The organism is Massilia paldalensis (assembly GCF_044901715.1).
GTDB lineage: Bacteria > Pseudomonadota > Gammaproteobacteria > Burkholderiales > Burkholderiaceae_D > Telluria > Telluria paldalensis.
This window is the reverse complement of the sequence record NZ_JBJCIU010000003.1, coordinates 886,540-907,575: the sequence shown is the minus strand read 5'-3', so window position 1 is coordinate 907,575 and position 21,036 is coordinate 886,540. Positions and strand designations below refer to the sequence as shown.

The window sequence follows — 21,036 nt, the reverse complement described above, 5'->3', positions numbered from 1 at the left end:
GACCTTGCCGTGGAAGCGCTGCAGGATTATGCCGCCTTCGGCTCCTCGCCTTCCTTGCGCCGCTGCAGCACGAAGATCGGCTGCGCCCACTGCGTGTCCTTCTTCTTCTTGCTCGTGATGAGCGTCAGGTCCGACGGGTCGTAGACGTCCGTGTTGTGCGTCAGCGGGGTCGTCATCAGGTACTGGGCGTCGGTGTTCTTCAGGAACTCGCCGACCAGCTGGATGTTGCGGATGTCCAGGTGGGCGAACGGTTCGTCGATGAACACGAAGCCGCCCGAGCCCTCTTCCGACTTCAATAGGCCGATCAGCAGGACCAGCGACTTCATGACCTGCTGGCCGCCCGAGGCTTCGCCGTCGTTCATGCCGATCTGGCCCTTGCCGTCGAACTTGAAGCGCACGTGCAGGCCGGCCTGGGCCAGTTGCACGTCGTCGTTTTCCAGGCGCACCGGGTCGGCCGTGACTTCGATGTTCGCGAGCTCGCCCAGTTCCTTGATGTTCTTGGAATAGGTCTTGATCGTGTAGCGCAGGCGCTCGATGTAGGCGCCGCGTGCATTGGCTGTCGCCTCGATGGCGCGGTTGTTCTGGTAGCGGCGTTCTTCCGTCTCGTTCTGGCGGCCGGACAGCTGCTCGTTCAGTCGCGCGTACTGGTCGATCACGGTGGGATCCTGCTCCCAGTCGTTGCGGCCCAGCGAGTGGTCGAGGGTGTTCATGCGCAGCTTGACCTGGTGCGCGTTCTGGTGCGTGGCCACCAGCGCGGCGCGCTGCTGCGGGTTGCGCCAGGCCTGGGGCACGTGGCGCCAGTTGCGGCGCAGCGCCAGCAGGTCGCGCGCGTGTTCGCTGCGCTGCTCGAGCTGGCGGCGGTTGTTCAGGCGCATGCCCGCTTCCGCTTCCGACAGCGCCATGCGCGCGTTCTGCCATACGGTGTCGGCGCGGGTACGCGTGACGGTGGCGTTCTTGATCAGGACCTGCAGCTCGCCCAGGCGCGCGCCCACTTCGAGGCGCTCGGCCTTGAGCGGTTCCAGCGCGCGCGTGGCTTCCTCGAACTCGGCCTGGCGCGCGGCCAGTTCCTTGGCCGCGTCCACGCCGGCGATGCGCACGCGCAGCGCCGATACTTCCGACGCCAGCTTGCTGATCGCCAGCGTCAGCGTGTCTTCCTGCGCTTCCAGCGCGGGCAGCGATTTCTGGATCGCTTCCAGGCGCTGGGTTTTACCCGCCGCGCCGAAGCGATAGCGCGACGGCTCGACGAACAGCGAGCGGCCGCCGCGGCGTTCGCGGTGATACGCGTCCGGCGTGATCCATTCGTCGGCATCGCTCTTGAAGCCGGCGTCGACGGATTCCACGCGCTCGATGCGCTCCAGCTGGTCGATCAGCCAACCCGGGGCCGGGCTGGAGAAGCGCACGACGGACAGCAGCGTGTCGTCCTTGACCACGGGCGCGTCGACGCAATCCGGCACGATGAAGTGGCGGTACCTTTCCTTCTCCGCCAGCTTGTACGCGGCCGGCGCATCCTTGGCGCGCTCCAGCAGCACGACGGACGCGTAGCCGCCCAGCACGCCCTCGACGGCGCCCTGCCACTTCGGATCCGTCACCTCGACGATGTCCGACAGCATGGCGTGCGGGATGCCGGCGTCGCGCAGCGCGCGGCGCATCTGGCGCTGGGCTTCCGGTTCCGGCATCGTGGTCTTGCCCTGCAGGGCGGAGACGGTCGCCAGTTCGCCGGCGATCTTCGTCGCCAGCGCATCGCGCTCGCCCTTCTTCTTGGCCAGCTCCGCTTCCTTGGCTTCGAGCTGGCTCGCCACCTCGGCGATGTCGGCGCCGGCATCCGCGGCCAGCTTGTTCAGGCGCTCCTTCTGCTCCAGCAGGCTTTCCAGCGGCTTCAGCTTGCCGTTCAGCTGGGTCAGGCGGCCGGCCAGCTCGGTGGCTTCCTGTTCCAGCTTGACTTCCTGCTGCTGCGCCTCGGTCAGCGCGCGCTGCTGGGCCGCGAGCGCGTTGCGCTTCTCGGTCAGGATGCTGTCGGCTTGCGCCAGCGGCTTCCTCGCCTCGCGCAGCTGGCGGCTGATGTTGGCCGCCTTTTCGCGCGCCTCGTGGTATTCGAGGCTGGGCAGCACTTCCTCGACGAGGTTGCGCCGCTCCTTGTTCAGGTCCTCGAACTGGTGGAAGTTGGCCACGCGCAGGCGCAGGCCTTCGAGGTTGATGCGCGAGGTCTCCAGCTCGGCCTCGAAGCGCTTCAGTTCCGCCTCGGTATCGCGCTGGTGGCGCTTGGCTTCGTCGTAGGCGTCCAGCACTTCCTTGTCGCCGAACACCTGGAACACCAGGTCCAGCAGCTGGCGCGGCGCGTATTCGCACAGTTTATCGGTCTCGCCCTGCTCGAGCGCCAGCACCTTGGACATGGCCGGCGACAGGCCGGCCGACGCCAGGCGCTTCCTGTAGTTTTCCACGCCCAGCCAGTCGGTGGCGTCGGTGACTTCCTCGATCTGGATGTTCCCCGGTCGCATCAGGTACTGGCGCTTCCAGTCGCCGCCGTTCTTCTGCACCTGGCAGAACAGCGTGACCTCGTCGTCGCTGAAGAAGCCGGAGTGGCGGAACGGGCGGTTCGACAGCTGCAGGCCGACCGGCTTGTTGTCGACGACGGCGCGGATCCAGGCGCTCTGCTGGCCGGAGTGGCGCGCATAGTGCTTGTACGTGCGGCCCATCGAGCAATCGAGGCCGAACAGGGTGCGCAGCGCGTCCAGCAGCGTGGTCTTGCCGGAGCCGTTCTGGCCGGCGATGGTGATGATCTTGGCGTCGAGCGGGATGTTCTTGATGCGCTGCCAGTAGTCCCAGTGGACCAGCTCGAGTGATTTGATGTGGAACATGCGTCTCTTAACCTTCGGTCGTATCGGGGGCTGCGGCAGTGCCGGTTGCAGGCACGTCGGCGGCCGGCTCGGCCACGGCGGCGGCGGCATCGTTGGCCGCCTCGCTGGCGGGGCGGCGCGGCGCCGCGGCCAGCGGGGCGCGCTTGAACACGTCGGCCAGCGCGCCGTTGATGATGCGTTCCTTCAGCACATCGGTGTCCATCAGGAGGTCCAGCAGCGGGCCTTCCAGGATCACGTCGCCGCGGCGCTCGATGAAGCCCAGCTTGGACAGCAGGCCCAGGTTCATGTCCATGCGGGTCTTCTTGCCCAGCTTGTCGCCGAAGTCGGCCAGCAGCGCGGAATACGAGATGCCGATCGAGGTGTCCTCGGCGCGCGGGATCGGATTGTCCTTGTCGAACATGTCGGACTGGTCGACGTCGATCGACTGGTGGGTTTCCTGGCGTTCGCGCTTGGGCAGGATGATCTGCGCCCACAGCACGACCAGCAGCGCCACGCCGTCGCGCGTGAGGCCGAAATTATTGTTCTGCCAGATGTCCTTGGCGCCGAAGATCTTCGGCTCGACGTTGCGGTGCAGCGCCAGCGTCACGTGGTCGGCATACACGTTGTCGAGCAGCTTGAGGCCCGTCTCGAGCAGGCGCTTGTCGACGTCGGCGCGGAAGGTGTCGTCGGACAGCGCGCGCTTGACCATCTTGTCGTCGCGGCGCAGGGTCTGGTGCGTGAGCAGTCGCGCGATCAGGATTTGTGCGTCGTCATTCATCTTGCGTCTTGCTTTCCAGGTCTAGTGTCAGGTCGTCCAGGTTCAGCGACAGGGTCGCGCGCGACATGGCGGCGACGTGCGGATCGTCCAGCTGCACCATCTCGTCCTCGGACATGAATTTCACGGGCAGGCGCGCCAGCTCGGCCGTCGCGCCCTGCAGGTTGGCCTCGGCCGCGTCGCCCAGCAGGGGCAGCAGCGAGGCGCGATAGGACGCCACCGCGAAGCTGGCCGGCAGCAGCGACTCCTGGATCGGCACGCTCTTGGGCGAATCCTCGGACATGACGGGGAAGTTGCCCAGGTTGGCGAAGTCGGACAGGCGCTTGATCCAGTCGTCCAGCTCCGCCTGCATCGCGGGGTTGTCGTTGATGGTCATGGGCGCGTCCTCGCCGTTCGGCAGGCCGCCCGGCGCCAGCACCGGCGCGCGTTCCGTCATCAGTTCGGTCTCGGCCACGTCGATCATCTCGGCCGGCGTGGTGAACAGCGGCACCACCGGACGGTCGATCGCGTTCTCGGCCAGGCTCGCGAGGTCCTCGTGCGCCAGCAGCCAGCGCTTGATGTCCGTCGTCGACAGGCCGGACTGGCCCAGGTGCACGCGCTGGCGCTCGATCTGGTTCAGTGCGCGCGAGAACATGCCCTGCATGTTCAGCAATTGCGACTGGGCGCGGCCGATCGCCTGGGCGGCGCGGTGCGTGGCGAAGTCCGCGCGCTCGTCCGAGGTGATGGCGCGCAGGATGTCGGAGCCCTTCTCGACCCAGTCGCAGGCCGTGTGCCACTTGGCCTGCGAGGCACGCAGGCGGAATTCGGAGCCGGACGCGATGGCGTCGCGAAATTCCTCGTGCAGCTCGACCAGGCGCCCCAGCAGGTGCTTCAGCTGTTCGACGGTGACGCCGCCCACGGCCTGGGCACCGGCCACCTGCGACAGCAAGAAGCCCATCTCGGCCTCGTCCTCGTCCGGCTTGCCCAGGGCCAGCAGCGTGTCGAGGGCGGCCAGTACGTTGCGCGCCAGCGGTGTGATACGGTACACGCCGGCCTGGTTGTCCCAGGCCAGCAGGCCGTGGCTGCGCAGGCGGCCCAGCACCGTCTCCAGGCTTTCCGGGATCAGGTAGGCGAACTTCTGGTTGATGTCGGCACGCGAGAACGCCGACGTGCCGCTGTCAGCCGCCAGGTCGCGCAGCACCAGCAGGCGCACGATGACGCCGTCCTGGGAGCCGTGGAACAGCGCCGTGAACGCCTGCAGCATCGGCGCGGCGCGCTTGAGGTGATAGACCTGCTCGATCTCGTCGGGCGCCACTCCCTCGTGGAAGTGGGCCTGCAGCGGGTCGAGCTCTTCTAACGCCGGGGAATGGGGTTCGGCGGCGGGTGCGCCGGCCAGGTTGTCGATCATCGTAGGGCTTACCAATCTGCTGTCGCGCGCGGCGGCCATGCGGCAGGCGCGGGGGCGTCAGTATAACAGTTAAGGGTTGGCAACTTGAAAGAATGGCCGGGGCGATGTCACATCTGGCGAATTAGCAACGGAATCCGGAAACGCTTGACTTGCCAGAATGACAAGCTCGATGCATGTTGCAGCCGGGCAGGCGCGCGCCCTCGGCGAGCTCGTCCGTGGATAATCGACGTTGTCTTATTTACATGAACATCTCGAGGAGGAACGCCATGCAACGCACACTCGCCGCGGCCGCCATCCTGGCCGCCTGTCTCGCCACCGTGCCCGCCGTCCAGGCGGCCGGCCCCCAGCAGCAGAACGGCATCACCTACATCAACGGCGGCGTCGGCCAGGACGAGCAGAACGCCATGCGCGCCCTGCGCGCCGACTACAACCTGCTGCTGACGTTTGCGACCAAGCAGAGCGGCGCCTTCCGCTCCGACGTCCAGCTCGACATCATGGACGCCAAGGGCACGACGCTGCTGAGCGTCCCGAATACGGGTCCCATGTTCTATGCCAAGCTGCCGGCCGGGACCTACCGCATCAGCGCCGCCGCCGAAGGCAAGACCTTCAAGCGCACCGTCAAGGTGGGCAATGCGCCGCGCGAGATGACCTTGCACTGGGAAAACGACTCGCCGGACGATCCGGGCGTGCAGGAGTAAGCGCCCACGCCCGTCGCCCCTGCGCAGGCAGGGGCCCAAGTTCCGGGCCCAGCCGCAACATTGGATCCCTGCCTGCGCAGGGACGACGTACCGTCGGCCTTTATTTCTTCGTGATCTTCTGCAGCACCTGCTCGACGACCTCGCCGCGGTCGCCCTCGGTGAAGCGCAGCTTGACCGGGTACCACTCGTTGCCCGGCGCCAGCCACATGTCCAGCGTCTGCTCGCGCGAACCCGGCGGCGTGCCGCGCGAGACGTGCACGGCCTCGATCTCGCCCATGCCGGTCTGGATCTTCTCGTTGCCCACCACGCGGAAGGTCCAGGGATCGGCATCGCGCGGGCCGACCACGAAGAATTTCCACTCTGAGCCCGCCTTGAACTTGTCCTTGGCGGCGCGCGCGACGGCGACCAGCTGCCACGAAATCGACACGCGGTCCTGCTCGCCGCCCTTGATCGGGTAGGTCTTGTCGCCGTCGCTGAAGCTGATGGTCTTCGCGTCGCGGTCGAAGGTGGCCGTCACGGGCTCCTTGCGGATGCGCTTGTCGTAGAACTCGGCGGGCGCGAGGCCGTAGCTGTCGATCGTGCCGCTGCTGCGGTTTTCCGTCAGCTTGCCCATGATGGCCACGCGCGACTCGGCGCTCGCCGCATACTTGCCGGGATCGGCGCGCCAGGTGATGACGGCGTCGCCCTTCAGGGCCAGGCCGCGCTGGGTGGCGCTGATCGCATAGGCCAGGTCGGCCGAAGGCGGCAGGTCGAACGGGCGCTTGACGGCCGGATGCTCGGCGGCGTCCTGGGCCCGGACGGCGGGCACCGCGGCGAGGGTCAGCGCCAGGGCGGCGGCCGTGGCTTTGATCAGGGTGTTCATATCAGTTTTCCGCATGTCATTTTTCCATATTCTTGTTGTCGATCTTGATGGCGCTGGCGGTCTGCGTCGTCACCGCGCCGTTCGCTTCGGTATTGCGGATCTGGACCGGATACCAGCCATAGCCCGGCGCCAGCCACAATTCCAGGCGCGAGTGGTAGGACCCCGGCTTGGGCGGACGCACGAGGCGCCAGGTGGCGATGCGGCCCAGTTTCGTGTCGATCTCTTCCTGCCCGGCCACCGTGAAGCTGTACACGGTGGCGCCGCGGTCTTCGCCGACCAGCAGGTCGATCGTGCCGGACAATTGCTTGGGGTCGCCGCGGGCGATCGCCGCCAGTTGCAGCGGCACGCTGGCCTTGTCCTGGGCATACGGCACCAGCGGCACCTTGGCGTCGGATGCCGAGAACGTCAGCGTGCCTTCCTTGCGGTTGAAATGCGTGGCCGTCATCGAGCGGCCGCGCCGTTTCTCCGTCATCAAGGTGGGGACGAATCCCTCGTCTCCAACCGCACCTTCGCTCGTCAGCGTCAACAGGTTCACATGCGCGAACACGACCTTGATACCGGCCTCGACGCGGATCGTGTAGCTCGTCGGCGCGATGCGCCACGACAGCAGCTGGTCGCCGCTCCACTTGGTGCCGTTGGCGTCGGTACGCGCGACGTCGAGCGTGATGTCGGCCGACGGCGGCAGATCGATGCGGTAGCGGCGCGCGGCCGGCGCGGGTGCTTCCGGCACGGGCGGGGCAGCCGGCGCCGGGGCCGCGGGCGCAGGCGCCACGGCGGCCTGCCCTGATTGTACGCCCGTCGCGGCAGCGGGAGCGCCCGCCTGTCCGACGGCGTCGCCGGTAGCGGCCGCGGGCGCACCGTCCGCCGCTTGCGGCGCGGGGGCGCCTTCCGCCGCGGCGACGTCGGGTCCTGCACCGGTCTCGGGCGGAGGCGGCAGCGGTTCCGGATCGATCTCGGGCAAGGGCGGCGGCGGTTCCGCGACCGGCTGCGGCGGGGAAGGCGGCGGCAGTGGCGCGGGCGCCGGTTCCGGAACCGGCACCAGTTCCGCCGTGACCGGCGCGGCCGGGCGGGCCGCATCGCCGCGGAGGGCAGGCGCGCGTCCAAGCTGGCCGCTCAACCACTCGAACACGAGCACGTGCAACAAGACCGTCAACGCGCCCAGTACGAATTGCCGGCGACGACGGTTCGGTACGGTAGTGGTGCTCATCCTGCTAGTGTAGCCTGTCCACCCATCCCGCGTCTGCGGGAACGGCTTTGACGGCCATTCCTTATCTGTTAGGCTACCTGGAAATACGAGGGAGACGATCATGCTGAAACCACCTGCCCCCGGCATTCCCGGAATGACGGATACGCTGGATTTCGTCAAGAACCTGTGGGGATCCATGCATCTCCCCGGAGCCGGCATGCCGGGCATGTCCGCCATGGCGGGCCCGCCGCTGTCGATGGAAGACCTCGACAAGCGCATCGCCGACATGAAGGCCGTCGAATCCTGGCTCAACCTGAACCTGACCATGCTGCGCGGTACGATCCAGGCGCTCGAGGTGCAGCGCGGCACGTTGGCCACGCTGCGTTCGATGAGCACGTCGATGGCCGAAGCCATGCGCCAGTCCGGCGTCAGCGCCGAGAAGCTGGCCGCGATGCCGTTCGCGCCCTTCTTTGCCACGCCGCCGGGCGCTGGGGAGTCATCCAGACCGGGCGGCGACGCTGCAGCGCCTGCCCCATCGCCGGCCGATGCCGCAAGTGGCGCCAGCGCGCAGCCCGGCACGTCCGCGCCGGCAGGCCAGGGCCAGGACGGCGCAGGCGCCGCGGCCATGGGCATGCCGGCCGCGATGGCCTGGTGGAATATGCTGCAGGACCAGTTCGCCCAGGCCGTCAACGTGGCGATGACGCCGGCAGCGGACAGCGGCGCCAAGGCGGACCCGGCGCAGGAACAGCCGACGGTGCCGGAAAGTGCAACGGGAACGGGAACGAAGCCGGCCGGCGGGGGTGGCAGCGGCAAAATGCGGGCCAGCAAGCCCAAGGCGGAAAAGCCCTGAGGTAGGCTCCCTGAGGTAGGCTCGCTGAGGCAGGCACCCTGAGGCAGGCACCGCGCGCCACGCCTACGCTTCTTCCTTCTCCTCCGGCTCGGCTTCCGGCTGCAGATCCGACTCGGGCTGCGGCTGCAGCAGGGCCAGCTGCTCCATCAGCTGCGCGAAACGCTGCTGCCCCGGCAGCAGGCGGTCGACGTGGTGCAGCACCTCGTACGCTTCCACCGACAGTGCCGCGTCGTAGCCTTGCTGCTGCATGTGCGACACCATGATCTGGGCCGCATTGAACAGGATACGCTGGTTGTTCGGCACCTTGCGGCGGGCGTCGCGCATCCACTGGACGGCGGCGTCCAGCTTGCCCGTCTTCCACAGCAGCACGCCCTGGTTCATCAGGTCGCCCGCTTCCTTCTTCGAGGCCTGGATCAGGGCCATGCCCTCCTCGCCCATCTCCGCCTCGTCGAAGATCTGCTGGACTTCATCCAGCAGTAGCGGATTGTCGTGGTTGTTGCGGATCACGTAGCACAGCAGCTCGGCGGGCGCCTCCTTCATGCCGACCGCGAACATCAGGGCCGCCTGCTCCAGGCAGGTGGCCACGTCCGGACGTTCCGGCGCCGCTTCCAGCAGCGCTTCCAGTTCCTCGCCGACCTTGCGCGCGCGGCGCTCGTCGCCGCTCTCGTGGTAGACGAGGCCTTCCGTGACCTTGGCGCGCACGACGACGTCCGGATGGTCGGCCACGAATTCGCGCTGGGCCTGGGTCAGGAGGCGCAGGGCTTCCTTCGTATCGCGCTTCTGGCCGCGCACGCGCGCCAGGCCCAGGTAGGCGTCCGGCGTCTTCATGACGGAATACTCGCCGATCGCCAGGCATTTGCGGTAGGCCTTCTCGGCCAGCGGCATGTTGCCGATCTTGAGGGCGATATTGCCCAGCGAGCGCTGGCGCGTGACGGAGTTCGGCGACAGCTTGGCGGCCCGCTCCAGGATCGCGCACGCCTCTTCCTGCTTGCCCATGTTCTGGTAGGCCAGCGCGAGCTGGTCGTAGGCTTCGATGAAGTGGCGGTTTTCCGCGATCACGCCCTGGAACATCTGGCGCGCCTGCTCGAATTCGCCGTTGGCCATGCGGATCTTGGCCAGGCCCACGCGTGCCCACTGGTATTCGCGCTGGGCGAGCACGCGCTCGTACACCTCGCGCGCCTTGACGGGCTCGCCGCTCTTTTCCATCAGCCGCGCCTTCATGCGCAACAAATCGATCTCGTGCGCCTTGTGGGCCTCGATCTGGACGTCGCACAGCCGGGCCGCGCGCAGGTAATCCTTGTCGGCATAGGCCTGGTCGATCGAGCGGAACACCTGCTTGCGGTGCCACACGCGGTTCAGGCGCGTCAGCAGCACGCCTTCCGTGATCGGCTTGATCAGGTAGGCATCCGGCTGGTGCTCGGCCGCGCCCATGACGGATTCCACGCTCTTCTCGGCCGACACCATCAGCCACACGGTGCTGGGATTGACGAGGTTGCGCACGCGCGCCTCTTCCAGCACCTGCTGGCCGTTCTTGCCGTCGCCCAGGTTATAGTCGCACAGCACCACGTCGTAGCGGATGCGCGCCAGCAGCCCCATGGCCTCGCCGCCGGACGAGGCCTGGTCGATGTTGCGGGCGCCCAGGCTGCGCAGGCTTTCGCGCAGGAGCTGGCGGATGCCGACGAAATCGTCGACGACGAGATAGTTCTTGTCGGCCCAGTCGACGTCCTCGATCTTGCCGGCGCCGACGAGGGGATGGGCGGCGGCATTCATGGCAGGGTCAGGATGAAGCAGCCGCCGCCGTAGGCGCCGCCGTTCTCCAGGCGCAGCGTGCCGTGGCGGCCGCGGTGGCGGTGCATCTTCGCGACTTCGCTGGAGAAATACAGGCCCAGGCCCGTGCTGTTGGTGAGGAAGTTGACGCCGCCGATGTCGCGCGCGGCGCTGGCGCCGGCCTCCAGCAGCGCGGGCGGATAGCCGGGGCCGTTGTCCTCGACGCGCAGCTCCAGCGAACCGTCCACCTCGCGGATCGCCAGGCGCACCGTGTCGCAGGTGTAGTGGATGGCATTGTTGATCGCATGCGACAGCACGCCCACGACCAGGTCTTCGTCGACGTGCCAGATCTGCGCGCGGTCGACGTCGACGTCCAGCCGGATGCCGCGCGAGCCGAGCAGCACGCGCGCGATCGCCGCCACCTGGTCGACCAGGTGGCCCATCTCGAGCGGCTGCAGGTCGAACGGATAATCCGGCTTGCCGACCTTCTTGTACAGGGCCAGCAACTGCATCAGGTTGTCGTTCAGGCGCTTGGTCTGGTACAGCATGTGCGCCAGTTGCGGATAGGCGCCGTCCTGGGCGGGCGACGATTCGGCCAGCAGCCGCTCCAGCGTGCCGGACAGGACGCTGATCGAATTCTTCATGTCGTGCGCCGTGGAGGCGAGAAACAGGAACAGCTCGTGCTCCGGGGCGTTGGGCGTATCGTCCATGACGTTATTGTCAAATGTTGCCGAGCGCCAATTATACCTTTGGAACTTCCAGTTTCTCGGGAAAGATCAAAGTTCGGCACCTTCCACGCCTTGCGGGCCGCGCGGACTGCGGCGCGCACGCAACACGAACCGGGCCGGGTCCAGCGCATCGACGAGGTTCGCTTCCAGCGGCAGCGGTTCGCCCTCGATCTGGGCCGCGAGCAGCTCGGCGCCCAGGCCCGCCCAGATCAGGCCGCGCGAGGCATAGCCCAGCAGCGCGTACAGGCCCGGATGGCGGGGGACGTCGCGCAGGCGCTCGGTGGTGCCGGCCGCGTCGAAGTCCGGCAACCGGCCCACCAGCGGCAGGCGGTCCGGCGCGATGCAGCGAAAGCCCACGCGCCCCTGCAGCGGGGCGCCCGCCGCCGCCTGCGGGTCCGACAGCAGGCCGCGCAGCCGCTCCAGGTTTTCCGCATGCGAGGCGGCCGACAGGGCCGGATCGGGATCGGCGTCGTAGGTCGCGCCGGCGCTGCACACGCCACCGGACGGCGGCGTCAGGTAGGCTTCGCGGCACAGCACGACGGGCAGCGCGGGTAGCATTTCCGCGGGCACGTGGCTGACCTGGCCGCGCATGGCGGTCAGCGGCAGCGCGGCCGCCTGGGGAATGCGCATGGCGCCGGCGCCGTTGGCCAGGATCAGGTTCGGGGCGTGGGCGACGAGATTGCCGGCCGCGTCGCGCACCTGCCATTGGCCATCCACGCGCTCGATCGCCACGTCGCCCACCCCGAAGCGCTGTTCCAGCCGGCCTCCGCAGGCGGCCACCAGGGCGTCGCACACGCTGCCGGGGCGCGCCCAGCCGCCCTGCCGGAACAGCCAGCCGCCGTCCGGCGCGGGCAGGCCGAGCAGCGCCTCGGCCTGCGGCGCTTCCAGCCATTCGGCAAAGTCCGCCGGCACGGCGCCGCTGGCGGCGATCTCGCGCGACACGGCGGCGTGACCGGCATCGCGCGCCAGCTGCAGCACGCCGCAGGCGGCGCCGTCGATGGCGCGGCCGATGCCGCCCAGCCGTTCCCAGTGGCGCAGCGCGAACAGGAAGGCGGCGCGCGTCAGGCGCGTGGGGACGTTGTCGTCCTTCGACAGCAGCGGCATGAAGATGCCGGCGCGGTTGCCGGACGCCTCCATCGCGGGACGCGCGTGGCGTTCGACCAGCGTCACCTGCCAGCCGCGCGCGCACAGGCGCTCGGCCGCGGCGCAGCCGGCGATGCCGGCGCCCAGGACGACGGCGCGCCGCTCCGGCACGGGTGGCAAGGGCGGGCGCGGCTTGCGGCTGGCGAAGCGCGCGCGCTGCGTACCGGGCTCGAACACGAAGCCCTGCGCCTGCAGCGCGGCCACTTGTTCCGCCGTCAGGCCATGGCCCAGCAGGCGCGCATTGGCGGCGGCCACGCGCGCCAGCGGCCGCGCGAAGCCGGTGCCCGCATGCTCCAGGCCAACCAGGCGGAACAGGTCGACGCGCGCCACCAGCTGCGCCAGCGCCGTCTCGATGGGGGCGTTGACCAGGTCGACCGTCAGCCCCGGCTCGGCCTGCGGAAAGCGGTGGAAGCCCGGCTGCAGGTGGTCGCACACGGCGATCAGGTGCAGGTGCGGCGGCCGCTGCGGGTCGGTGCGCCAGACGTCCGTGAGCACGCGCACATCGGCCCCGCCGCCGTGGCAGGAATCGAAGACGGTGTAGCGCGACGAGGCGTGCCAGTGCTCGCGGTAGTCCATCGCTGTCATCCCCGGCGCTTGCGGCACAGGCAGTCGCGGTCGTGGTCGTCCACCATGCCGATGCCCTGCATGTAGGCATACACGATGGTCGAACCGACGAACTTGAAGCCGCGTTTGCCCAGGTCCTTCGAGATGCGGTCGGACAGTTCGGTCCTGGCCGGGCGAGCGCCGTCCGGCCAGTCGTTGACGATGGGGCGGTGGTCGACGAAGGACCACAGGTAGTCGTCCAGCGTGCCGCCCTCCTCGCGCAGGCGCAGGTAGGCCCGGGCGTTGTTGATGGCGGCGGCCACCTTCAGGCGGTTGCGCACGATGCCGGGGTCGGCCAGCAGCGACGCCACCTTGGCATCGTCATAGGCGGCGATCTTGTGCGCATCCCAGCCGTCGAAGGCGGCGCGGTAGTTGTCGCGCTTGTTCAAGATGGTTTCCCACGACAGGCCCGCCTGCGCCCCTTCGAGGTTCAGCATCTCGAACAGCGTCGTCTCGTCATGGCAGGGCACGCCCCACTCGTGGTCGTGGTAGGCGATGTAGCGTGGATTGGCCATATTGGCCCAGGTGCAGCGGATCTCGTTCATGGACCAAGTATACCCCTCGGCGCTGGCGCGGCAATGGCCTCGTGGCCCGATTGGAGGGAAGTGGGTGCCGCGTCCTTTTATGAGGGTTATTCGTCCCAATGGCCATCCGTTTAATGCAGACAATGGCCTCCCGAAAAATCAACCAGTGAGGTGATCCATGAAGAAAATCCTGTCCGCCCTGGCGCTGTCGCTGCTAGGCTTCTCCTGCGTTGCCCCGGCATCCGCCGCCGAGGGCACCGACATGCGCCTGTACCGCTTCGACTGCGGCACCATGACGCTGGGCGACCTGAGCATGATGTCCGACGCGGGCGAATACAAGGGCCGCTCCTACGACATCGTCATCTCGTGCTACCTGGTCAAGCACGGCAATGACTGGCTGCTGTGGGATACGGGCTATCCGCGCAACTTCCAGGGCGGCGTCACCCAGGGCACGCTGAAGATGAACCTGGAAAAACCGCTCGTCGACGAGCTGGCCACGGTGGGCGTCAAGCCGGCCGACATCCGCTACGTCGTGCTGTCGCACGCCCACTTCGACCATGCCGGCCAGTCGAACGACTTCCCGCAGGCCACGCTGGTCATGCAGCGCGCCGAGTACCAGGTCCTGGCGAACAGGAAGGACGCCGAAGCCCACTTCATCCAGCCCCAGCTGCTCGCCGCCCACACCGACGGCAAGCAGGACAAGCTGCGCCTGCTCGACGGCGACACCGACCTGTTCGGCGACGGGACCGTCAAGCTCTACGCCCTGCCCGGCCACACCCCCGGCCACCATGCCATGGAACTGACGCTGCCGCACGCGGGCAAGGTGGTGCTGTCGGGCGACCAGTGGCACTTCACGGAAAACCACGAGCGCAACCAGGTGCCGACCTTCAACTACGACCACGACCAGACCATCGCCTCGTCCAGGCGCCTGAACGACATCGTCACGCGCGACCATGCGCGCCTGATCCTCGGCCACGAACCGAAGGACAACGGCGCGCTGCCGCGCCCGCCGCGGTATCTCGACTGAAGTACCGCGACTGAAGTACCTCGACCGAAGTACCTCGACTGAAGTACCTCGCCTGACATACCGCGACTGACGTACCGCGAGCGGTCCCGCCACCGGGTGACGAAACCCCGGTTCGGTGGGACGAATGGCAGCGGCGGCGCTGCTATACTTTTTGGATGACGCCAGCGCCCTCCCTCTCCGCTCCCCTTCTTCCGCCACGGCCCGCCGCGAAGACCATCGCCGTCACCGTGCTGGTATGGACGGCGATCAGCGCCCTGGGCGCGTTGCAGACCTACAGCGACAACCTGCGCGGCGGCACGGACAGCCACTACCCGTCGCTGCTGGTCACCTGGTTCGTCGAATACGCACTGCCGCTGATCGTGCTGAGCGCCGGCCTGTCGCTGGCGCTGGCCCGCTGGCCCGCGCTGATCGAGCGGCCGCGCAACGTCATCCTGCTGTTTATCGCCCTCGTGTGCGTGTTCCAGCCGGCGCAATGGGTCTATATGGCATGGCTGCGCGGCTACCTGGCGGCCATCGACAGCCCCTGGCAGCTGCTGCGGCGGATGCTGCTGGTCGGCTGGTTCTCCACCACGGGCACCTTCGCCGCCATCCTGGCGCTGCACTACTTCCGGCGCGCGCGCGAACGCGAGCTGGCGCTGCTGGGCCTGCGCCTGGCGCTGGAAGAACAGCGCATGCTGGCGCTGCGCGCCCAGCTCGAACCGCATTTCCTGTTCAACGCCCTGAACGCGATCAGCGCGCTGGTGCGCGACGACGACAAGGCGCTCGCCCTGGGCGGCATCGGCCGCCTGAGCGACCTGCTGCGCTACGCGCTGTCGGCCAGCGCGCACGGCGCTTCCCATGCCGGCGCCACCGTCGCCACCGAGCTGCAGTTCGTGCGCGACTACCTCGACCTGCAGCGCCTGCGCTACGGCGACCGCCTGCAGATCCACATCGACGGCGAAACGTCCCTGCTGCACGAGGTGGCGTGCCCGCCGCTGCTGCTGCAGCCGCTGATCGAGAACGCGCTGCGCCACGACCTCGATTGCCATGCGGGCCCCAGCGACATCCGGCTGGAATTCGCCCAGCACGGCGACGCGCTGCGCATCCGAGTCACCAATCCCGTGAGCACGCAGACGCCGCCGAATCCCGGCACGGGCCTGGGCCTGGCCAATACGCGCGAGCGCCTGCGCCTCGTCCATCCTTCGGCGTCGCTGGACGCCGGCGTGCAGGGCGAGCGCTACGTCGCGGAGGTCCGCCTACCGTTCGTGGAGCCGGATTGACGCCATGGCCATCCGCTACCTGATCGTCGACGACGAAGTGCCGGGCCGCGCCAACCTGCGCCTGGCGATGGCCGTCCATGCTGGCTGGGAGCTCGCGGCCGAATGCGACGGCGCCCCGGCCGCGCGCACGGCGCTGGCGGCCGGGAACATCGACGTCGTCTTCCTCGACATCCGCATGCCGGGCGAGTCCGGGCTCGTGCTGGCGCGCGAGCTCAGCCGCATGCAGGAACCGCCCCTGGTCGTGTTCGTGACCGCCCACGGCGAGCACGCGCTGGATGCCTTCGACGTGCACGCGCTCGACTACCTGCTGAAACCCGTCGGCGACGCGCGCCTGGCCCAGGCGGTGGAGCGCACCGCGGCGCTGCTGCGCCAGCGCCAGCGCGAAGCCTATGGCGCGGCGCTGCGCGACTACGTCGACGGCAACGCCGAGCGGCCGCTGGACCACCTCAACGTGCGCTCCGTCGGCCGCATCGAACGCATCGACATCGCCGACATCCTGTGGATCGAATCGGCCGGCAACTACGTCGAACTGCACCTGGCGGCGCGCACGGTGCTGCACCGGATCACGCTCAACAAGCTGGAGGCGCTGCTGCCGCCCGGCGCCTTCATCCGCGTGCACCGCGGCGCCATCGTGCGGCGCGGCCAGATGGCGCGGCTGGACGCCACGGGTGACGGCACCTGGCGCTTGCTGCTGCGCTGCGGCGGGACGGTGGCAGTCAGCGAACGCTACCTGGGCGCCGTCAAGGCGAGCATGTGACGAAACGCCGGCACGCCGGGACGGCTGGCCTGGGCGGCCGCAGGCGGTGTCACTACACTGGCCGTCATCATCGAACGACACTGGAGAGACCCACGTGAACATCCGCCGTACCGCCCTTGGCGTCCTTGCCGTCCTTGCCCTCAACACCGCTCCCGCCGCCATGGCCGCGGACGCCGCCGCCGTCCGCGCCGCCGTCGACCGCGTCATCCGCCCCCTCATGAAGGAATACGACGTGCCGGGCCTGGCGGTCGGCGTCACCGTCGATGGCCAGGCGCTGTTCTTCAATTATGGCGTCGCTGCCAGGGACAGCGGCAAGCCCGTGAGCGAAAACACGCTGTTCGAACTGGGCTCCGTCAGCAAGACCTTCACGGCGCTGCTGGCCTGCCATGCGCAGAACCTGGGCCGCATCGATTTCCATGACCATCCCGGCGCCTACGTGCCGCAACTGAAGGGCAGCCCGATCGACCGCGCCACGCTGCTCGACCTGGGCACCTACACGCCGGGCGGCCTGCCGCTGCAATTCCCGGACGAGGTCCAGACCGACGAGCAGGCGATCGCCTACTACCGCCAATGGCAGCCGGACGCGCCGCCCGGCACGCTGCGCCGCTATTCGAACCCCAGCATCGCCCTGCTGGGCCGCGCCGCCGCGGTGGGCCTCGGCACGTCCTATGGCGAAGCCGTCGAGCGCCGCCTGCTGCCGGCCCTGGGCCTGCGCCATACCTACGTGACGGTGCCCGCCGGCGCGATGGCCGACTATGCCTGGGGCCACAACCAGGCGAACAAGCCCGTGCGCGTGAACCGCGGCCCGTTCGACCTGGAAGCCTATGGCGTCAAGTCGAGTAGCGCCGACATGGTGCGCTACATGCAGGCGCAGATCGACCCGTCGCAACTGCCGGCATCGATGCGCGCCGCACTGGACTGCACCCACGTCGGCCACGTCCAGGTCGGCGAGATGACGCAGGGCCTGGGCTGGGAACAGTACCGCGGCACGCCGACGCTGCAGCGCCTGCTGGCCGGCAACTCGACCGATGTCAGCATGAAGCCGAACCCGGCGCAGAAGATCGCACCGACGGCCGCGCCGCCGGGCACGCTCCTCAACAAGACCGGCGCGACGGGCGGCTTCGGCAGCTATGTCGTGTACGTGCCGGAAAAGAAGATCGGCGTCGTGCTGCTGGCCAACCGCAACTACCCGACGCCGGCGAAGGTCACGGCCGGGTGGAAGATCCTGGAAGCGCTGCAAGGGCAACGCTGATCGTCGGCCTGGTCCGACACGACGGCGCGACCTCGATTACCCAAGATGGGTCTTGTGGGCGCCGCCACCGTCCCTACCTGTAAAGCGTACCTCCGGTGAGTAGGTTTCATTGGTGGCTCCCTGTCTCCTCCAAGCTCTCCGCTTGGATTCACCGCCCGCGGCAGCGATGCACGGGCGGATTTTTTTTGGCGCCTGCCGGGGCGCTCATCGAGTTCGCGTCGCGCCACACAATGAAATCTCTCAAATCCCTAGTCTGCTGGCGCTCGGTAGCTGTCCGGATAGCAACAACGTCGTATACTGAGCTCACCATGACCACCGTTCGCTACCGGATAGAAGCGGACCCAAGTCAAGAACGGATTGATGTCTGAACTCAGCCATAAACGCATCACTATGAACCCATCCTTGTCGATCGCCGCTAACGGACACCTAACTCTCGACTTTGGCGATTACGATTCCGTGGCATACCAGCAGGTATGCACCAAACTTGAAAAAGAACTCGGGTTTTCAAGACAGGGAGGCACCGTCGTTGGACTCGACGAAGGTATAAGTCCTTCCTTCTTACGGGCCGGACTCGAGATTTCGGCAGGGTGGGACAACTGGAGCGGTAGCTATCTGCTTTCAAATTCAGACGCAGGCGACGCAGTTCTCCGTCGTCTGCACGCTGAGCTTGTATAAGAAATTGCGGGACGAAACAATATTCGCTACACGTTGCCTCTCAAGGCAGGCGACGTCCGCTTCGGGTCGAACGCGGACGTCGCCAGTGCTTGCAAGACCGGTAGACCGCGAACGTGATCGTTCGTTCACCTCTACCCCGGCAGCGCCGCCGCTCAGGACCGCAGGAACCGGATGACGGGCGCGAAGAACGCCTCAGGCTGCTCGATCCAGGGGAAATGCCCGGCATGGTCGATGGCCACGATCTCGGCCCGGGGAATGCCGGCCTGGATCGCTTCCGACTCGGCCAGCGGGCAGACCGGGTCCTGGCGGCCGTCCACGACCAGGGTCCTGGCCGTGATCTTCTTCAGGTCGTCCAGCGGCGGCGCATCCTTGGCCGGCGGGCTTTCCTCGAATGCCTTGCTCATCGCCGCGCTCATCGGCTGCGTCATGACGGCCAGCAGCTTCGGCACGTCCCTGGCCGGGTCGTAGAAGAAGTAGCCCGCGTAATCCTTGAACTGGCGCGTGAATCCCGCGTCGTCCTTTGCCGCGGGTGCGCGCATCAGCTTGGCGTAGGCGGCGAAGCGCGGGTCGGCGTCGCGCCGCTCGTTTTCTGCCTTGCCGTCCGGGCCCCAGCCGCCCTGGTAGCCCAGCAACTGGGAACCAACCAGCACCAGCTTGCGCACATGCTCTGGATGCGTCTCTGCATACACGATGGCGATGGCGCTGCCGTTCGAATGGGCCACCAGGTCCATCGCGTCCAGGCCGAGGTAGGCGCGCAGCCGTTCGAGATCGCCGGCCAGGTCGCCGTTGGTGACGTGCGCGGACCGGCTCACCGGCGTCGATTGACCGGTGCCGCGCGGGTCATAGGTCAATACGGTGAAATGCTCGCGCAGCGGCGCCAGTCCCTTTTCCAGGTATTCGGTGCCGATGCCCCAGCCCGGCGCCTGGACCACGACCAGCGGGCCGTGTCCCTCGATGCGGTAGTGAAGTTCGACGCCGTCGAGCTTCGCGACATGGTCGCCCGCGGACGTCCTGGCGCGCAAGTCCTCGGACGCGGCACCTGCCGAGGGGCCGGATGACAATGCGGCGGCGAGCGCCGAGGGATTGGACGACAGCGCGGCGGCGAGCGCTGAGGGAGTGGACGACAGCGCGGCGGTGACCGCCGCGCAGGCTGCGAATGCGATGACGTTGGTTCTCACGATCTGACGATGCTTTCCGATTCGATGCCGCCGGCGCGGCTGGATTACCAGGGTAGCGCGATCGGCTGGCCGTCGCCATCCACCACAGGGACAGGTGACACGGACAGGATGCCGTACAGGGTCAGGGGCTCGCTGCCCGTATTGACGATCTGGTGCAGCTCGTTCGGCTGGCACAGCAACACGGTGCCTGCGGTGATCGGCGTCTCGGTGCCGGCATGGTGCATGACGCCGGTGCCGCCCGTGAACACGATGACTTCCTCGCAGTCGTGACGGTGCAAGGGGGTCGCGGCACCGGGGCCCAGCGATTGCTGCCATACTTCGAAGGCGCCGATACCATTGGCGCGGGAAGCGAGCGTCTGGTGCGTCAGGCCAGGCAGCGCGAGGGCAGGAATGGTGGCGACATTGCGTACTTCCATGGGAGTTCTCCATTGCGATGATGGGAAGGATTATGCGGATGGTCGCCCAAAGAAGAAACGGCACGGCATGGCACAACCAACTGGACATAAACTCAACGGCAGCAACCAGGAGCTGGTCAAGCAACGCTCTTTCGTACAGACGGTACGTACGGGCGGCATCACGAGCGCGGCGCGCCAGCTCGGGCTGACGCCGTCGGCGGTCAGCAAGAACATCGCACGCCTGGAGGCGGAACTGGGCGTGCAGCTGCTGGCGCGCGACAACCGCCACCTGGCCCCGACGGAACGGGGGCTACAGGCTTACGAAGCCTATTCCGAGCTGATCGAGCGCCTCGACGGCCTGCAGCAGCGCCTCGCCGCGCCGGACGAGGTGGCGGGCCAGCTGGCGCTCGCGATCCCCTCCGGCACCCTGCCCTGGCTGGTGCCGCTGCTGGCGCGCTACCGCGCCGCTTATCCAAAGGTGCAGATACGCCTGAATGTGAGCGACCAGCACAGCGACCTGGTACGCGACCGCAACGACGTCGCGCTGCGCTTCGGCCACCTGAAGGACAGCAGCGTGCGCGCGCTGGCGCTGGGCGCCACGCCGCTGGTCATGTGCGCGGCACCCGCCTATCTCGACAGGGTCGGCACGCCGGCGACGCCGGACGACCTGGCGGCGCACGAGGGCATCCTGTTCCGCCTGCCCGAGAGCGGCCGACCGCGTCCCGTCGAACTGGTGCCCGGCGCCGTCACGTGGCAGGCGCACACAGTGGTCGACGAGGGCCAGGCGCTGGTGCAGGCCGCGCTGGCCGGCTTCGGCCTGATCCAGGCGCCGCTGCTGCTGGTACAGGCGGAGCTGGAGGCGGGCCGCCTGGTGGAAGTGCTGGCGGCGCACCGGCCGGCGCCGCTGGACGTTCACCTGCTGTATTCGGCCGCGCGCTGGCTCGCGCCGCAGGTACGCGCCTTCCTCGACAGGGCCCGTGAAGCCACCGACCAGGACATTCGAAAAAATCGATGATAAAACATTAAATTACTCGTTTTTTAATTCTCCTGCAGCCTCGCATAATGTCTCCATCGCAGCGAACACAAGGCAAGCGCAACAAAGCAAGCCTTCGAAAGATTCGATGCATAACTTGACC

At 67.9% G+C, this 21,036-nt stretch carries 18 protein-coding genes; 7 read left to right on the top strand and 11 right to left on the bottom strand.

Annotated elements, in window-relative coordinates:
- Positions 1 to 26 precede the first annotated feature (26 nt).
- The 3 genes from ACI1V7_RS18785 to ACI1V7_RS18775 are packed head-to-tail and all read right to left on the bottom strand — an operon-like array spanning position 27 to position 4,996.
- The gene (locus ACI1V7_RS18785) at positions 27 to 2,855 is read right to left on the bottom strand and encodes an ATP-binding protein (RefSeq protein WP_404533288.1); all 2,829 of its coding nucleotides are present in this window, start codon (positions 2,853 to 2,855) and stop codon (positions 27 to 29) included.
- Between the two features lie 7 nt (positions 2,856 to 2,862).
- Positions 2,863 to 3,612 (bottom strand): hypothetical protein, encoded by a 750-nt coding sequence (locus ACI1V7_RS18780; RefSeq protein ID WP_404533287.1) that lies wholly within the window; start codon positions 3,610 to 3,612, stop codon positions 2,863 to 2,865.
- Entirely contained in the window at positions 3,605 to 4,996 is a 1,392-nt protein-coding gene (locus tag ACI1V7_RS18775) for a hypothetical protein (protein WP_404533286.1), read from the bottom strand. Before ACI1V7_RS18775 ends, ACI1V7_RS18780 begins: the two co-directional genes overlap by 8 nt.
- 266 nt (positions 4,997 to 5,262) lie before the next feature.
- Here ACI1V7_RS18775 and ACI1V7_RS18770 point away from each other — a divergent pair, with 266 nt between their 5' ends.
- Positions 5,263 to 5,694 carry a hypothetical protein gene (locus ACI1V7_RS18770; RefSeq protein WP_404533285.1) on the top strand — a complete coding sequence of 144 codons (432 nt, stop codon included), beginning with the start codon at positions 5,263 to 5,265 and terminating at the stop codon, positions 5,692 to 5,694.
- A gap of 100 nt (positions 5,695 to 5,794) precedes the next feature.
- On the opposite strand, the gene ACI1V7_RS18765 is transcribed toward ACI1V7_RS18770, so the two are convergent.
- Together ACI1V7_RS18765 and ACI1V7_RS18760 are read right to left on the bottom strand one after the other, a co-directional pair.
- Complete coding sequence (locus tag ACI1V7_RS18765; RefSeq protein WP_404533284.1) at positions 5,795 to 6,556, bottom strand: DUF3108 domain-containing protein; 762 nt, start codon at positions 6,554 to 6,556, stop codon at positions 5,795 to 5,797.
- Positions 6,557 to 6,572: 16 nt separating this feature from the next.
- On the bottom strand, positions 6,573 to 7,763 hold the full coding sequence (locus ACI1V7_RS18760; protein WP_404533283.1) for a DUF3108 domain-containing protein: 1,191 nt from the start codon (positions 7,761 to 7,763) through the stop codon (positions 6,573 to 6,575).
- 100 nt (positions 7,764 to 7,863) lie between these two features.
- Here ACI1V7_RS18760 and ACI1V7_RS18755 point away from each other — a divergent pair, with 100 nt between their 5' ends.
- Positions 7,864 to 8,592 (top strand): PhaM family polyhydroxyalkanoate granule multifunctional regulatory protein, encoded by a 729-nt coding sequence (locus tag ACI1V7_RS18755; protein WP_404533282.1) that lies wholly within the window; start codon positions 7,864 to 7,866, stop codon positions 8,590 to 8,592.
- A gap of 63 nt (positions 8,593 to 8,655) precedes the next feature.
- On the opposite strand, the gene ACI1V7_RS18750 is transcribed toward ACI1V7_RS18755, so the two are convergent.
- From ACI1V7_RS18750 to ACI1V7_RS18735, 4 genes are all read right to left on the bottom strand, one after another.
- Positions 8,656 to 10,362 (bottom strand): response regulator, encoded by a 1,707-nt coding sequence (locus ACI1V7_RS18750; RefSeq protein WP_404533281.1) that lies wholly within the window; start codon positions 10,360 to 10,362, stop codon positions 8,656 to 8,658.
- Positions 10,359 to 11,069 carry a sensor histidine kinase gene (locus ACI1V7_RS18745; RefSeq protein WP_404533280.1) on the bottom strand — a complete coding sequence of 237 codons (711 nt, stop codon included), beginning with the start codon at positions 11,067 to 11,069 and terminating at the stop codon, positions 10,359 to 10,361. The genes ACI1V7_RS18750 and ACI1V7_RS18745 overlap by 4 nt, the downstream gene beginning before the upstream one ends.
- A gap of 66 nt (positions 11,070 to 11,135) precedes the next feature.
- On the bottom strand, positions 11,136 to 12,815 hold the full coding sequence (mnmC1, locus tag ACI1V7_RS18740) for an FAD-dependent 5-carboxymethylaminomethyl-2-thiouridine(34) oxidoreductase MnmC1 (protein WP_404533279.1): 1,680 nt from the start codon (positions 12,813 to 12,815) through the stop codon (positions 11,136 to 11,138).
- Positions 12,812 to 13,378 (bottom strand): DNA-3-methyladenine glycosylase I, encoded by a 567-nt coding sequence (locus ACI1V7_RS18735; protein ID WP_404533278.1) that lies wholly within the window; start codon positions 13,376 to 13,378, stop codon positions 12,812 to 12,814. The genes mnmC1 and ACI1V7_RS18735 overlap by 4 nt, the downstream gene beginning before the upstream one ends.
- A 157-nt stretch (positions 13,379 to 13,535) precedes the next feature.
- On the opposite strand from ACI1V7_RS18735, the gene ACI1V7_RS18730 reads away from it, so the two are divergent.
- The 4 genes from ACI1V7_RS18730 (at position 13,536) to ampC (ending at position 17,652) form a co-directional block, all read left to right on the top strand.
- Entirely contained in the window at positions 13,536 to 14,384 is an 849-nt protein-coding gene (locus ACI1V7_RS18730) for an N-acyl homoserine lactonase family protein (protein ID WP_404533277.1), read from the top strand.
- A 155-nt stretch (positions 14,385 to 14,539) separates the two neighbouring features.
- Positions 14,540 to 15,643, top strand: coding sequence for a sensor histidine kinase (locus ACI1V7_RS18725; protein ID WP_404533276.1), 1,104 nt, complete (start codon positions 14,540 to 14,542; stop codon positions 15,641 to 15,643).
- Between the two features lie 4 nt (positions 15,644 to 15,647).
- Positions 15,648 to 16,400 (top strand): LytR/AlgR family response regulator transcription factor, encoded by a 753-nt coding sequence (locus ACI1V7_RS18720; RefSeq protein WP_404533274.1) that lies wholly within the window; start codon positions 15,648 to 15,650, stop codon positions 16,398 to 16,400.
- A gap of 100 nt (positions 16,401 to 16,500) precedes the next feature.
- Entirely contained in the window at positions 16,501 to 17,652 is a 1,152-nt protein-coding gene (gene ampC / locus ACI1V7_RS18715) for a class C beta-lactamase (protein ID WP_404533437.1), read from the top strand.
- A gap of 827 nt (positions 17,653 to 18,479) precedes the next feature.
- On the opposite strand, the gene ACI1V7_RS18710 is transcribed toward ampC, so the two are convergent.
- Both ACI1V7_RS18710 and ACI1V7_RS18705 read right to left on the bottom strand, forming a co-directional pair.
- On the bottom strand, positions 18,480 to 19,505 hold the full coding sequence (locus ACI1V7_RS18710) for an alpha/beta fold hydrolase (RefSeq protein WP_404533273.1): 1,026 nt from the start codon (positions 19,503 to 19,505) through the stop codon (positions 18,480 to 18,482).
- Positions 19,506 to 19,549: 44 nt separating this feature from the next.
- Positions 19,550 to 19,921, bottom strand: a complete 372-nt coding sequence (locus tag ACI1V7_RS18705; RefSeq protein WP_290415585.1) for a cupin domain-containing protein — start codon at positions 19,919 to 19,921, stop codon at positions 19,550 to 19,552.
- A 67-nt stretch (positions 19,922 to 19,988) separates the two neighbouring features.
- Between ACI1V7_RS18705 and ACI1V7_RS18700 the strand changes: the two genes are divergently transcribed.
- Positions 19,989 to 20,915, top strand: a complete 927-nt coding sequence (locus tag ACI1V7_RS18700) for a LysR family transcriptional regulator (protein ID WP_404533272.1) — start codon at positions 19,989 to 19,991, stop codon at positions 20,913 to 20,915.
- The last annotated feature ends 121 nt before the right edge of the window (positions 20,916 to 21,036 follow it).

Bases quoted from the DNA above. Each gene is read 5' to 3' on its own strand.
- ACI1V7_RS18785 (WP_404533288.1), bottom strand. From the start codon at position 2,855: ATGTTCCACATCAAATCACTCGAGCTGGTCCACTGGGACTACTGGCAG.
- ACI1V7_RS18780 (WP_404533287.1), bottom strand. From the start codon at position 3,612: ATGAATGACGACGCACAAATCCTGATCGCGCGACTGCTCACGCACCAG.
- ACI1V7_RS18775 (WP_404533286.1), bottom strand. From the start codon at position 4,996: ATGATCGACAACCTGGCCGGCGCACCCGCCGCCGAACCCCATTCCCCG.
- ACI1V7_RS18770 (WP_404533285.1), top strand. From the start codon at position 5,263: ATGCAACGCACACTCGCCGCGGCCGCCATCCTGGCCGCCTGTCTCGCC.
- ACI1V7_RS18765 (WP_404533284.1), bottom strand. From the start codon at position 6,556: ATGAACACCCTGATCAAAGCCACGGCCGCCGCCCTGGCGCTGACCCTC.
- ACI1V7_RS18760 (WP_404533283.1), bottom strand. From the start codon at position 7,763: ATGAGCACCACTACCGTACCGAACCGTCGTCGCCGGCAATTCGTACTG.
- ACI1V7_RS18755 (WP_404533282.1), top strand. From the start codon at position 7,864: ATGCTGAAACCACCTGCCCCCGGCATTCCCGGAATGACGGATACGCTG.
- ACI1V7_RS18750 (WP_404533281.1), bottom strand. From the start codon at position 10,362: ATGAATGCCGCCGCCCATCCCCTCGTCGGCGCCGGCAAGATCGAGGAC.
- ACI1V7_RS18745 (WP_404533280.1), bottom strand. From the start codon at position 11,069: ATGGACGATACGCCCAACGCCCCGGAGCACGAGCTGTTCCTGTTTCTC.
- mnmC1 (WP_404533279.1), bottom strand. From the start codon at position 12,815: ATGACAGCGATGGACTACCGCGAGCACTGGCACGCCTCGTCGCGCTAC.
- ACI1V7_RS18735 (WP_404533278.1), bottom strand. From the start codon at position 13,378: ATGAACGAGATCCGCTGCACCTGGGCCAATATGGCCAATCCACGCTAC.
- ACI1V7_RS18730 (WP_404533277.1), top strand. From the start codon at position 13,536: ATGAAGAAAATCCTGTCCGCCCTGGCGCTGTCGCTGCTAGGCTTCTCC.
- ACI1V7_RS18725 (WP_404533276.1), top strand. From the start codon at position 14,540: ATGACGCCAGCGCCCTCCCTCTCCGCTCCCCTTCTTCCGCCACGGCCC.
- ACI1V7_RS18720 (WP_404533274.1), top strand. From the start codon at position 15,648: ATGGCCATCCGCTACCTGATCGTCGACGACGAAGTGCCGGGCCGCGCC.
- ACI1V7_RS18705 (WP_290415585.1), bottom strand. From the start codon at position 19,921: ATGGAAGTACGCAATGTCGCCACCATTCCTGCCCTCGCGCTGCCTGGC.
- ACI1V7_RS18700 (WP_404533272.1), top strand. From the start codon at position 19,989: ATGGCACAACCAACTGGACATAAACTCAACGGCAGCAACCAGGAGCTG.